This window comes from Amycolatopsis rhizosphaerae (assembly GCF_007713715.1).
GTDB lineage: Bacteria > Actinomycetota > Actinomycetes > Mycobacteriales > Pseudonocardiaceae > Amycolatopsis_E > Amycolatopsis_E rhizosphaerae.
In genome coordinates this window covers 1-12262 of sequence record NZ_VJWX01000200.1, presented here as the reverse complement: position 1 = coordinate 12262, position 12262 = coordinate 1, and the positions used below count along the sequence as shown (strand labels likewise).

14 protein-coding genes are annotated in these 12262 nt (G+C 71.0%); 8 read left to right on the top strand and 6 right to left on the bottom strand.

Annotated features, from left to right (window positions below; genetic code table 11):
• Window positions 1-181: 181 nt before the first annotated feature.
• A complete protein-coding gene (locus FNH05_RS19930; RefSeq protein WP_246127843.1) occupies window positions 182-604 on the bottom strand; it encodes a TIGR03667 family PPOX class F420-dependent oxidoreductase in 423 nt (140 codons plus the stop codon).
• 124 nt (window positions 605-728) lie between these two features.
• Here FNH05_RS19930 and pepE point away from each other — a divergent pair, with 124 nt between their 5' ends.
• Both pepE and FNH05_RS19920 read left to right on the top strand, forming a co-directional pair.
• Complete coding sequence (pepE, locus tag FNH05_RS19925; protein ID WP_144590215.1) at window positions 729-1445, top strand: dipeptidase PepE; 717 nt, start codon at window positions 729-731, stop codon at window positions 1443-1445.
• Window positions 1446-1479: 34 nt separating this feature from the next.
• Window positions 1480-2604, top strand: a complete 1125-nt coding sequence (locus tag FNH05_RS19920) for a DUF1015 family protein (protein ID WP_144590214.1) — start codon at window positions 1480-1482, stop codon at window positions 2602-2604.
• 27 nt (window positions 2605-2631) lie between these two features.
• On the opposite strand, the gene FNH05_RS19915 is transcribed toward FNH05_RS19920, so the two are convergent.
• The 3 genes from FNH05_RS19915 to FNH05_RS19905 all read right to left on the bottom strand — a co-directional run bounded on the left by FNH05_RS19915 (window position 2632) and on the right by FNH05_RS19905 (window position 4488).
• Window positions 2632-3357, bottom strand: a complete 726-nt coding sequence (locus tag FNH05_RS19915) for an SDR family NAD(P)-dependent oxidoreductase (RefSeq protein WP_144590213.1) — start codon at window positions 3355-3357, stop codon at window positions 2632-2634.
• Window positions 3358-3437: 80 nt separating this feature from the next.
• Entirely contained in the window at window positions 3438-3620 is a 183-nt protein-coding gene (locus FNH05_RS19910; RefSeq protein WP_144590212.1) for a Z-ring associated ZapG family protein, read from the bottom strand.
• Window positions 3621-3645: 25 nt separating this feature from the next.
• Window positions 3646-4488, bottom strand: a complete 843-nt coding sequence (locus FNH05_RS19905) for a DUF2127 domain-containing protein (RefSeq protein ID WP_144590211.1) — start codon at window positions 4486-4488, stop codon at window positions 3646-3648.
• Between the two features lie 146 nt (window positions 4489-4634).
• On the opposite strand from FNH05_RS19905, the gene FNH05_RS19900 reads away from it, so the two are divergent.
• Window positions 4635-5465 carry a PaaX family transcriptional regulator gene (locus FNH05_RS19900; protein WP_281287619.1) on the top strand — a complete coding sequence of 277 codons (831 nt, stop codon included), beginning with the start codon at window positions 4635-4637 and terminating at the stop codon, window positions 5463-5465.
• A 4-nt stretch (window positions 5466-5469) separates the two neighbouring features.
• On the opposite strand, the gene FNH05_RS19895 is transcribed toward FNH05_RS19900, so the two are convergent.
• Window positions 5470-6162 (bottom strand): IclR family transcriptional regulator, encoded by a 693-nt coding sequence (locus FNH05_RS19895; protein WP_144590209.1) that lies wholly within the window; start codon window positions 6160-6162, stop codon window positions 5470-5472.
• Between the two features lie 119 nt (window positions 6163-6281).
• Here FNH05_RS19895 and FNH05_RS19890 point away from each other — a divergent pair, with 119 nt between their 5' ends.
• The 5 genes from FNH05_RS19890 to FNH05_RS19870 all read left to right on the top strand — a co-directional run bounded on the left by FNH05_RS19890 (window position 6282) and on the right by FNH05_RS19870 (window position 10602).
• Complete coding sequence (locus FNH05_RS19890) at window positions 6282-6800, top strand: flavin reductase family protein (RefSeq protein WP_144590208.1); 519 nt, start codon at window positions 6282-6284, stop codon at window positions 6798-6800.
• Between the two features lie 211 nt (window positions 6801-7011).
• The gene (gene styA / locus FNH05_RS19885; protein WP_144590207.1) at window positions 7012-8241 is read left to right on the top strand and encodes a styrene monooxygenase subunit StyA; all 1230 of its coding nucleotides are present in this window, start codon (window positions 7012-7014) and stop codon (window positions 8239-8241) included.
• A gap of 49 nt (window positions 8242-8290) precedes the next feature.
• Window positions 8291-9115: an alpha/beta fold hydrolase gene (locus FNH05_RS19880; protein WP_144590206.1), complete on the top strand. Its 825-nt coding sequence runs from the start codon at window positions 8291-8293 to the stop codon at window positions 9113-9115.
• A 40-nt stretch (window positions 9116-9155) separates the two neighbouring features.
• Window positions 9156-9599 carry a VOC family protein gene (locus FNH05_RS19875; protein ID WP_144590205.1) on the top strand — a complete coding sequence of 148 codons (444 nt, stop codon included), beginning with the start codon at window positions 9156-9158 and terminating at the stop codon, window positions 9597-9599.
• A gap of 22 nt (window positions 9600-9621) precedes the next feature.
• Window positions 9622-10602 (top strand): zinc-binding dehydrogenase, encoded by a 981-nt coding sequence (locus FNH05_RS19870; RefSeq protein ID WP_144590217.1) that lies wholly within the window; start codon window positions 9622-9624, stop codon window positions 10600-10602.
• Here the strand turns inward: FNH05_RS19870 and FNH05_RS19865 are convergent.
• Window positions 10592-12229 carry a thiamine pyrophosphate-binding protein gene (locus tag FNH05_RS19865; RefSeq protein ID WP_186382637.1) on the bottom strand — a complete coding sequence of 546 codons (1638 nt, stop codon included), beginning with the start codon at window positions 12227-12229 and terminating at the stop codon, window positions 10592-10594. The genes FNH05_RS19870 and FNH05_RS19865 overlap by 11 nt on opposite strands.
• Window positions 12230-12262: the final 33 nt, after the last annotated feature.

Genomic DNA, 12262 nt, shown 5'->3' with positions numbered 1-12262 from the left:
GCGCAGACCCCCCACCCCCGGCCGGAGGGACTCGGGCAAAGCCGTGAAGGGTCCCTTCACAGTCAAATCGACTGTGAAGGGACCCTTCACGGCCAACACTCACGCGACTTTGCCGGGACCCCGGTCGAAACGGCTGTGAGGGGACCCCTCACAGGAAAGAAACGCCCGGCAGGAAGTCCCGCTAGAAGCCGCGGACGCGGGTGACGTCGACGCGCAGGGCGACCGGGTAGGCCTCACCGAAGTGCTCCGGGCTGCCGCTGATCCTGCTCATGTCGTCGCGGTACTTCTCCAGGTACGCGGGCAGCTCGTGCGGCCGGGGGTGGTCCGGGAGCAGGCGTGCCGTCCCGGTGAACACCACGATGTCCCCGCCGCGGCCGTTGCCGTCGAAGTTCAGCGAGACGCGCGGCCGGTGCCTCAGGTGCGTCAGGCGGTTGGCCTCGGACCGGTTGAACACGAGGAAGCCCTCGTCGTCCCACAGGAACCAGACCGGATTCGGCTGCGGGGTGCCGTCGGCGCCGACCGTGGTGAACCAGATGACGGTTTCGGTGCGCAGGCGCTCACGCACCTTCGCGCCGAAGGGGGTCTGCGGATCGGGAAGCGACATGGGGCCCAGCATGCCAGCATCACTGTGGTTACGCTCACTTCGTTCGCCACCGTCGCGGGGCCTCGTGGTAGGTATGCCGGATTGGCGGACGTCCCCGCCGTCCGCCGCCCGGAAGGTTCCCGTGATGCGCCTGCTGTTGCTGTCCAACTCGACCGCACCGGGCCAGGGCTACCTCGAACACGCCACTGACGTGCTCGTGGAGACGCTCGCCGGGGTCCGCCGCCTGGTCTTCGTGCCGTTCGCGCTGGCCGACCACGACGCCTACACGGCGAAGGCGGCCGAGGCGCTGGCCCCGCTCGGCGTCGAGGTCGTGGGACTGCACACCGGCGACCCGGTCCGGCTGCTCCGCTCGGCACAGGCGGTCTTCGTCGGTGGAGGCAACACGTTCCGCCTGCTGCGGGCGCTCTACACCCGCGAACTGCTCGCGCTGATCCGCGGCCGGGTGGCCAACGGGACCGTCTACATCGGATCGAGCGCGGGGACGAACATCGCCTGCCCGACCATCCGGACCACCAACGACATGCCGATCGTGCAGCCGCCCGCGTTCGACGCGAGCGGGCTCGTGCCGTTCCAGATCAACCCGCACTACCTCGACCCGGTCCCGGGTGACACGCACATGGGCGAGACGCGCGAGGAGCGGATCGGACAGTTCCTGGAGGAGAACGACGTGCCGGTGCTCGCCCTGCGCGAAGGCACCTGGCTGCGGCGGCGGGGTTCCTCGCTGACGCTGGGCGGGAGCGAGGCCGGTGCCCGGCTGTTCCGCCGCGGCTCGCATCCTTCCGAGGTGGCCACCGGCACCGACCTGAGCTGGCTGCTCACCATCACCGCCCGTTTCCACTGACCACGCACGGCCCGCGTACGGCAAGATCAGGGTCATGACCGGGTGGGCGCGTGCGATCTCGCGGGGCTGGGTGGTCACCGGCGCGGTACCCGGTCCGGACGTCGACGAGTTCGCCGATCCCGCGGAGGTCGCCGCGGCGCTGGCGAACGGCCGGGACAGCCTGCTGGCCGTCCAGCATCCGCACCGCACTCCCCAGGCGCGCGCCGAGGGCCGCACCCTCACCGAGGCACTGCCCGAAGCGCGGCGCACGCTCGACCGCCTGCTCGCGCTGGACTACCGGCCCGTGCGCGACGTGGTGGCCGCCTACTCGGCCACCGGCCCCGACGGCACCGCGCTGGGGGTGCTGTGCCTGGTCGACCCGGCCGCGGTGGACGCCAAGGTGCGGCACACCGAGCAGGTCTACCCGGGGATCGTGGCGGAACGGGCCGCGATGCTCGCCGGCCTTGGCCGCGCGACCAGTGCGGCGATGCTCGTCCCGGCCGGTGGCGGGGACGAGCTGACCCGGGCCACCGCCGAGGCGGTGGCCGGGCGGGAGCCGGACGTCCGGCACCGGGACCGCGGTGGCCGGGTGCACCGGCTGTGGCTGCTCAGCGAGTACGGCGAACTGCTCGCGGCGGTCCGGCGGCAGCCCCTGCTGGTGGCGGACGGCAACCACCGGGTCGCCGCCGCGACGGCGGCCGGTACCGGGCTGCTCGCCCTGGTCACCGCCGGGCCGGACCTGCGCGTCGGCGCGATCCACCGCGCGCTGGCCGGGACCGGGCTCGGCCTCGGCGATCTGGCGGCGGCGTGGCGGCGCCACGGCCTGACCGTCCGCGAGGTGGACGATCCGGCCCCGCCCGCCGCGCCCGGCATGGTGACCGTGGCGGGCGGGCTGGAGGTGGACCTGCCCGCCACCGCCGAACGCCCGCGGATCGACCACGCGGTGGTCGAAGAACTGCTGATCCGCGAGGCGCTCGGCATCGACCCGGAAGGCCCGCACGTGCGGGCCGTGCCCGACGGGCACGATCCGGGCCCGGGGGTGGATGCCGTGCTGCGCCTGGCGCCCGTTCCCCTTTCCGACGTGCTGACCGTGCACGAGCAGGGGCACACGATGCCGCGCAAGAGCACCTACTTCACCCCGAAACCCCGCGCGGGCCTGCTCATCGCCGCACTGCGTTGAGCCAGGCGGGTGGTCAGGCGGGCGGGGTCACACGGAGAACCCGCCGTCCACGGTGATCGCGGCGCCGGTGACGTACCCGCCCTCTCCGGCGAGATGGGCCACCATCGAGGCGATCTCTTCCGGCCGCGCGTAGCGGCCCAGCGCGGTGAACCCGGCGATGGTGGCCGCGTTCGCGCTGTCGGCCGGGTTCGCGTCGGTGTCCGTCGGTCCGGGGTGGACCAGGTTCACCGTGATCCCCCGCGGCCCGAGCTCACGGGCCAGCCCCTTCGTCATCCCGATGAGCGCGGTCTTGCTCAGCGAGTAGAGCGTGAAGCCCGGGAACACCACCCGCTCGGCCATGTTGCTGCCGATGGTGATGATCCGGCCGCCCTCGCCCATCACGCGTGCCGCCGCCCGCGACGCGAGGAACGGCGCCCGCACGTTGGCGGCGACGACCTCGTCGAACTCGTCGGGTCCGCATTCCTCCAGCGGTGCCACCACGAACGCGGCCGCGTTGTTCACCAGCACGTCCAGCCGGCCGAACTCCTCCGCCGTCCGTTCCACCGCGGCCACCACCTCGCCGGGGTCGGCGTTGTCGGCCTTCATGGCCAGTGCCCGCCGCCCCACCGCCTTGATCCGCTCGACCGTCGCGGCCGCACTCTCCTCGTCTTGCCGGTACGTGAACGCCACGTCCGCACCATCCGCGGCCAGCCGCAGCGCCACCGCCGCGCCGATCCCCCGGCTGCCACCCGTCACCAGAACCGTCTTGTCCATGAGACGATCTTGAAGGAGCCGGACCCGGCTTTCCGGCGGAAAACGGACCTCGCGGTGCCTTGGTGTCCGAAATGGACGCGTCAGCGGCGGCGCGCGGTGAGGCGGCCGATGAAGATCCCCACGATCAGCCCGACGATGAAGCCGATCGCGACGAAGAAGATGATCGTGGCCGCGGCGATCCTTCCCACGGTACCGAGAAAGCCCTTGGCCTCGAACTCCTGCGCGGTGAGCAGGATCTGGGTCAGCGCGTGCGTCGTCGTCATGCCACCGAGGATGACACAGACGTGATCACCGCGCGTGTGGTCCCGGCAGCACGCGTTCGAGTGCGGGCCAGCCGCTGTCGGCGACCCGCTCCTCGGCTTCGGCCCGGCCACCGCCCCGCACGCCGAACAGGCGTTTGGCGAACAGCAGGTAGACCACCACGGCGATGTTGATGATCAGGGTCAGCACCTTGAGCGCGGTGACGCGGTGGCTCAGCTCGTAGATCTCGGGGACCAGCAGCACCGTGGTCGCCAGGAACGTCAGGTACTCGGCCCACCGCCGGGTCAGCCACAACCCGATCGCTTCGACCCCTTCCAGCGCCGCGTAGGCGACGACCACGAACCCGATGAGCCACAGGGTCGAACTCCGGGCCTCGAATGCCTTCGACAGTTCGCCGAGCATGCCCTCGCCCGAGCGGCCGCTGCGTCCGCCGACCCCCGCCTGCAGCGCGTCGAGGAACCGGTAGAACGGTCCGCTGAGGACCTGCCGTTCCCGTGCGAAGACCAGGATCGCGATACCGAGCACGGCCAGCACCACGAAATGCAGCAGACGGTCCAGCGCGATCAGCCGGAGCACGTAGCGGTCCCGCAGGAGTTTCCCCCGCAACGGCAGTGCGATTTCGTCCCGTTCCGGGCAGAATTCCCGTTCCGGGTGTTCGGGCGCGGGCAGCGGCAGCCAGGTGTCGCACCTCAGGCAGCGGTGCCAGCGCAGACCGGCCGATTCCCGCACCACGAGACCGTCCTCGGGACGGATCCGAGCCGCGTCCCGGCCCACCAGTTCGTGACCGCGCCGCGCGCAGCCGAACAGTTCGTAGCTCAGCCATCCGCGCTTTCCACCGGCCCCCGGCGGGGTGCGCAACCCGTCCGTCATCAGGGCAGGGTAACCCGGGCGCGGTGACAGCGCGGAACACGATGGGCTAGCTTGGTCGGACCGGTGACGCCGCCGAGAGGGAGGTGCGGAGAATGGGGGATTCCGTGAAGTCTGTGAAGCTTTCGGAGTCCGCGGCCCGCCCCACGATGAGCAGGCGGCGCGAGGTCAGCCACACCAGCGCCCGTTCCTTGTTGATGACCGTGCTCGGCGAGTTCGTGCTGCCGCGCGGCCGTGCGGTCTGGACCTCGACCTTGGTCGAAGTGCTGGGCACGTTCGGGGTGGAGGAGAAGTCGGCCCGGCAGGCACTGGCCCGCACCGCCGCCGAGGGCTGGCTGGTGTCCGAGCGCGTCGGCCGCCGGGTGCGCTGGTCGCTCACCCCGCCGGGGCGCCGCCTGCTCACCGAGGGCGCGGAACGGATCTACGGCTTCGGGCGGGACGCCGAAAACTGGGACGGGTGCTGGCTGATGCTGCTGGTGTCGGTGCCCGAAACCAAGCGCGATCTGCGGCACACCCTGCGCACGCGGCTGACCTGGGCCGGTTTCGGCTCGCCGACGCCGGGGGTGTGGATCAGCGCCGACACCGGCAGACAGGACGAGGCGGACGAGATCGTGCGGACGCTCGGCCTCGATCGCGAAGCGATGTCGTTCGTCGCCTCCTACGGGCGGATCGGGGACGAGGACGCGATGGTCGCGCAGGCCTGGGACCTGACCGCGCTGGGAGAACGCTACGAAGACTTCATCGACGAATTCGGGGCGCTGGAGCCGGTCAGCGGCGGCGAGGTACTGCACGCGCAGACCCGGCTGGTGCACGAATGGCGGCGATTCCCGTTCCTGGATCCGCGGCTGCCAGTGCGGTTGCTGCCGCCGAACTGGAGCGGGGTGAAGGCGGCGGAGTTGTTCCACCGCAAGCACGTCGAATGGCGCCCCGCCGCGCAGCGGCACTGGGAATTCCTCACCGGCGAAGAAGAAGCCGCGTAGAAATCTACAGTTCCCACACTTCACTGGAGGGCTGGGACAGGCGTGTCGCGGTGCGGCGGACGGCCTGGGCGGCGTTTCCCTCGTCGAGTTCACCGGAGACGAAAACCACGGCCACGCAACCGATCGCGCCGTGGGCGAGCCGCACCGGCGCGGCGATTTCGGTGAGGCCGGCGTGCAGTTCGCCCACCGTGCGGACGTAGCCCGTTTCGCGTGCCCAGGCGATTTCGGGTCGTTCCTGGCCCTGCGCGGGGGACGCCGACCGGATGGCCGGCCCGCACGAGCCGCGGTCCATCGGGGCCCGGTCCCAGGGACGGTAGGCGACGCGCGAGTGTTCACGCCCGGGTTCGACGGCGACGAGCGTGACCACCTCGTCGCCGCGGGGCACGGCGAAGAAGGCGGTAGCGGAGACCCGGTTCGCGAGTTCGCCGAGCACCTCGTGCAGGTGCACCTGGGCGCCACCGAGCACGGGACGGCTCAGGACCAGCAGGCCCAGCCCCAGGGTGTAGCGGCCGCTCACGGTGCGCCGGACGAGTTCGCGGTCTTCGAGGGTGCGCAGGATGCGGTAGACGATGGACCGGTGCAGCCCCGTTGCGGCGGCGAGGTCGTGACTCGAGCGGGCCTGGCCGTCGGCCAGGATGTCCAGCACGTCGAGCGCCCGGTCCAGGGTCTGTGCCCGCACCCCCGGTTTGGCCTCCACGTCCGACTCCCCTCAGTATTGCCTCAGTTACTCTAACACGCTAAGGTGCTCGATTATTGAGCTGACATCGCTGTCTGCGCTCGTTAAACGAGCTGCGGCGAGAGGATTCCGGAACCGAGATGCTGCCGACGCCGTCGCGAAACCGGCCCATCGATCCGCGGGATTTCCGGCGCACCCTCGGCCGGTTCACCAGCGGGGTCACGGTGGTCACCACGGCCGACGGCGACCATATCCACGGCATGACGGCCAACGGCTTCCTGTCGGTGTCCCTCGACCCGCCGCTGGTCCTGGTCTCCCTGGGCAGGCAGTCGCGGATGGCCGCCCTGCTGACCCGCACCCGCCGGTACGGCGTGAGCGTCCTGGCCGACGACCAGCAAGTGCATTCCCGCCACTTCGCCGGACGGCCGGTACCCGGGTTCACTCCCGAGTTCGACCACCTGGACGGCCTGCCCTACCTGCGCGGCTGCCTGAGCCGGATCGGTTGCGACGTGGTGGAAATCCACCCCGCGGGCGATCATCTTCTCTTCCTCGGTCGCGTCACGGCCCTGGCCCACGAGGACGGGGAACCCTTGGTGTTCTTCACCGGCGCCTACCGAGCCCTCTACGCCGAGACCGGCGATCAGCTGTTCACCCACTAACACGTTTTGGCAGTGGTTTGCGTGGCGGTGCGGGTGGCGGAACCTGACGTGGTCCCTCGCTGTGGGATCTCCTCCTCATGAATGCCAATTCACCACCTCGGAGCTTTCCTCGCGAGGAACCACGTCAGAACCCGCGGCGGTGCAAGCTGACGGCGCAGGAGCAAGCGGCTCCGCCACTTCAAAACACAACCCAACAGGAAAGGAACGGTCCATGGAAGGAATCGGCATCGTCGGGGCCGGCATCGCGGGCCTGCATCTCGGCCTCCTGCTGCGGCAGCACGACGTCCCCGTGACGATCTACAACGACCGGACCGCGGAACAACTCGCCGGCGGGCGCATGCTCAACTCCGTCGCCCACCACCACGCGACCATCACCCGGGAACGGGCGCTCGGCATCGACGACTGGAACGACGAGGAGTACTTCTACTACGGTCACCACCACTACCTCGGCGGAGGACCGCGGCCCCTGCGGTTCCCCGGCTTCTTCAGCGCCCCGTCCCGGGCCGTCGACTACCGGCTCTACCTGCCCAGGCTGCTCGAAGAGTTCGTGGCGCGCGGCGGGGAGTTCGTGGTGCGGCCGGTGCAGGCGGCCGACGTCGTCCGGCTGTCCGAACGGCACGACCTGGTCGTGATCGCCTCCGGCCGCGGCAGCATGAGCGCGATGTTCCCGCGCCGTGCCGACAAATCTCCTTACGACACCCCGCAGCGGAAGCTCTGCGTCGGCCTGTACGAGGGGGTCGCCCCTTCGGAACCGCGAGGCGTGACGATGAGCGTCGCGGCCGGTCAGGGCGAGCTGCTGGAAATCCCGATGTACGCCCCGGCCGGGCACGTCACGGCCCTGCTGTTCGAGAACGTGCCGGGGGGCGAGCTGGAGATGCTCGCGGAGATCTCCTACGAGGACGATCCGGCCGGTTTCGAAAAACTGGTACTGGAGAAGACGCGCGAGCACCATCCGGCCACCTTCGAGCGCATCGATCCCGCCCGGTTCCACCTGACCGGACCACTGGACCTGCTGCAGGGCGCGGTCCTGCCCGCGGTGCGCGAGGACTACGCGCGCCTTCCCAACGGGCGCTACGTCATCGCGCTCGGGGACGCGCACACCGTGGTCGACCCGGTGATCGGGCAGGGGGCGAACTGCGCCTCCTATTCGGCGTGGGCACTGGGACAGGTCATCCTCGATGACCCGAACTTCGACGAGCGGTTCTGCCGGAAGGTCGCCGACCGGCGCCGCAACCACGTGCACGCCACCGCGGACTGGACCAACCTGATGATCCGCACCCCGCCGCCGCCGCACCTGCTGCGGCTGTTCGCCGCGATGTCGGAGAACCAGGCGGTGGCGGACGAGTTCACCGAGAACTTCAGCCACCCTGACCGGCAGTGGGACATCCTGGCCACCCCGGAGCGGGTCACCTCCTTCCTGGCCCGCCACGGCATGGGCTGACCCGCGCGGCGCCACCGGACAGGCCGGCCGGGGCAAGTACAGTGCGGCTGTGACCGAGCAGCTGAGCATCCCCACCCCCGCCGGTTCCTTCGACGCGATCGCGGCCGGCCCCGAGGACGGCAGGCCGGTTCTGCTGCTGCACGGCTTCCCGGAGGCCGCCATCGTCTGGGAACACCAGGTGGCGGTCCTCGGCGCCCGCGGCTTCCGCGCGGTGGCGCCGGACCAGCGGGGCTACTCGCCCGGGGTGCGGCCGGGCCAGGTGGCCGACTACGGGATGGACGAGCTCGTCGGCGACGTCCTCGCGATGGCGGACGAGCTCGGCTGGGACCGCTTCGATCTGGTGGGGCACGACTGGGGCGGCGCGGTGGCCTGGTGGACGGCTTCGGCACACCCCGGCCGGCTGCGCAGGCTCGCCGTCGTCTCGACCCCGCATCCGGGTGCGCTGGCCAAGGCCCTGCGCACCGACGAGGACCAGCGGTTGCGCTCGCAGTACATGCGGGACTGGCACGATTCCGGCACCGAGCGGCGCATGCTCGCCGACAACGCCCAGGCCCTGCGCCGCATGTTCGAGTGGAAGGTGCCCTCCAGCCGGGTCGACGAGTACGTGCGCAGGCTGTCCGAGCCGGGCGCACTCACCGCAGCACTGAACTGGTACCGCGCCGGACGGCCGAGCGGGCAGATCGACAAGATCGAAGTGCCGACGCTGTACGTGTGGAGCACCGAGGACGTCGCCTTCGGCTCCACCGCGGCGCTGGACACCGAGAACTGGGTCACCGGCCCGTACACCTTCCAGATGCTCGAAGACATCACCCACTGGATTCCCGAGCAGACCCCCGAGGTGCTCACCACCCTGCTACTGGAGCACCTCGGCTAGGGCGCCGAAAATGTCGGTGGGGCGCGCTAGCGTCGCGACCATGGCATACGACTTCCAGGTCACCGTGGACTGCGCCGATCCGCACTCGCTCGCCGACTGGTGGGCGGAGGCACTGGGCTGGCCGGTCGAACCCAGCGACGAGGCGTTCATCCGCCGGATGGTGGAGACCGGTCAGGCGCGAGACGAGGACACCACGACGCATCGCGGTGTCCTCGTCTGGAAGATCGGCGCGGCGATCCGGCATCCGGATTCCGGCCGCCGCATCCTGTTCCAGGCCGTGCCGGAGGCCAAGTCCGGGAAGAACCGGGTGCATCTGGATGTCTTCGTAGGTAAGGAAAAGCTCGAATCCGAACTGGACCGCCTGACGGCGGCCGGCGCGACCCTGCTGCACCGGGGGCAACAGGGGCCCTTCACCTGGGTGACCATCGCCGACCCCGAGGGCAACGAACTCTGTTTGACGGGAAAGGGGACGCAGGGTGAGTGAGCAGACGACCGGGGGGAGCACCATGAGGGCCGCCGTGTGCGAGCGGCCCGGGCCGCCCGAGGAGGTGTTGCGGGTCCGCGAGGTGCCGCGCCCCGAAGTGCGTGACGGCTGGAGCCTGGTGCGGGTGAAGGGCTTCGGGCTCAACCGGTCGGAACTGATGACCCGGCAGGGGCATTCGCCCAACGTGCGGTTCCCGCGCGTGCTCGGGATCGAATGCGTCGGGGTGGTCGCCGAGTCCACCGATCCCCGGCTGGCCCTGGGCACCACCGTGGCCGCGGTGATGGGCGAAATGGGCCGCGAGTTCGACGGCGGCTACGCGGAATACGCGTTGCTGCCCAACGAGTTGCTCATTCCGCTGACCACGGACCTGCCGTGGGAGATCCTCGCGGCCCTGCCGGAGACGTACCTGACGGCGTACGGGGCTCTGCAGGCGCTGGACGTGCAGGGCACCGGGCACAGCCTGCTGATCCGGGGCGGCACCTCGTCGGTGGGCATGGCCATGCTCTCGCTGGCGGGCAAGCGGGGCCTGGAGACCATCGCGAGCACCCGCAACCCGGACAAAGTGGACGCCTTGCGGCAGGCCGGTGCCACGCACGTGGTGCTCGACGACGGGGACCTGGCCACCGCGGTGCGGAAGATCCGCCCCGAGGGCCCGGATTACGTGCTCGAACTGGTGGGTGCGAACACCACAGTGGACTCCTTGCACCTGGTGGCGCCGGGCGGCACGGTCTGCGTGGCCGGAATGCTCAGCGGCGTCTGGGTGATCCCGCAGTTCGAACCGGTGGCGATGATCCCCTCCGGCACCAAGCTGACCTCGTTCCACAGCGACGATCTGAAGGGGGCGGCCGGGGCGGAGGCCCTGCAGGAGATCGTCGACGGGGTGGCGGCCGGCGAGTACAGGCCCCACCTCGACCGGACGTTCCGGCTCGACGAGATCGCCGAGGCACACCGCTACATGGAGGACAACCGCGCGGCCGGGAAGGTGGTGGTCCTCACGAGCTGACCCGGTACCAGCGGGGCGAGGTGTTGAGCGGCGGGGTGAGGCTCGCGCGGACCACCAGCACGTTGGGTTCGTCGGCGCGCACGAACTCACCGAGCAGGCGCCGGAACGCGCGGCCGAAGCCCTTGACCTGGTCGGCGTTGATGCCGAACGAGCGGGCCAGGCCGACGAAGTTCGGCGTGTGCAGGTTGACCCCGCGCTGCGGCAGCCCGGCGCGGTCCTGGTCGAAACGCAGCATGCCGTAACCGCCGTCATCGACGATGATCACGGTGACGGGCAGGGACTCCTGGGCGAGCGTGGCCAGATCGCCGCAGCCGTACAGGAAGCCCCCGTCGCCGCTGACGCACACCACGCGCCCGTGGCCCGCGGCCGCCGCACCGAGCGCCGCCGGGAAGCCGAAGCCGAGGGTCCCCCAGCCCATCGGATAGGCGAACCGGCGGGGCGCGCTGACCCGGTGGTACCCGCCTGCCCAGTACCCGGCCACGCACATGTCCGCCACGACCACCGCCCCCTCGGGCAGGGTTTCTTCGAGCGTGCCGAGGAAATCGGCGGCCTGCGGTTCCTCGGCCCGCATCCGCCGCCGCACGGTGTTCTCGATGCCGCGCAAGCGGGTGGTCAGCTCGGCCAGGCCCTCGCGCGGGCCGATGCCGGCGAGGAGACGGTCCACCACCTCGCGGGCATCGCCGACCAGGGTCACGTCCGGCGGGTAGTTCTTGGCCGCGTCCTCGGCGTCCACGTTGATCGCGATCAGCTTGGGCGGCTGGGGCATCAGCCAGTTCTGCGTCATCAGGCCGTCGAAGTCGGTACCGATGCCCAGCACCACGTCGGCCTCGTCCCACAGGGCGCCGACCTCCGGGGCGTGCACCGGGTTCGGCGCGGCGCACGGGTGGGTCGGCGGCAGCAGGCCGCGCCCGGCGAAGGTGGTGATCACGGGCGCCGCGAGCAGGGTGGCCAGCTCGCCGATCACGCCTCCGGCTTCGGCGCGCACCGCACCGCCCCCGGCCCAAATCAGGGGGCGGCGCGCGGTGGTCAGCAGGCGGCGGGCGTGGTCGAGGTCCTTGAGGTGCAGCGCCGGGATCCGCTCGGTGCGCGATTCGTCGTCGGAGCGCCGCGCGGTCTTCTCGCGGAGGAAGTCGGTGGGGATGCCGACGTACACCGGTCCGCTCTGCGGGCGCCGGGCCAGTCGCGCGGCCCGCTGCACGGCGGGCACGATGTCCTCGGCCGCTTCGACGGTGGTCGCCGCCTTGGTGACCGGCGCGAACAGCGCCGCCTGATCACCGGTTTCGTGCAGCACCCCGCGCACCACGCCGGGCCTGCGCAGGGTCGAGGGGATGTCGGTGGCGAGCACCAGGACCGGCGAGGCCGAGGCCATCGCCTCCCCCACCGCGGCGATGGTGTTCGCCGCACCCGGACCGGTGGTGACGATCGCGACGCCGAGCTTGCCGGTGGCCCGCGCGTAGCCGTCGGCGGCGTACCCGGCGGTCTGCTCGTGCCGCACCCCGACCAGCCGGATCCCGCTGCCCGCGAGTGCCTCCCAGATCGGCAGGTTGTGCACCCCTGGCAGGCCGAACACGACTTCGGCACCGAGCTCGGTGAGCACATCCACCAGGTGTTCCGCGCCGGTCTTCATCACCCGTCCAGGTTAGGCCCCCACTTTCGGGGG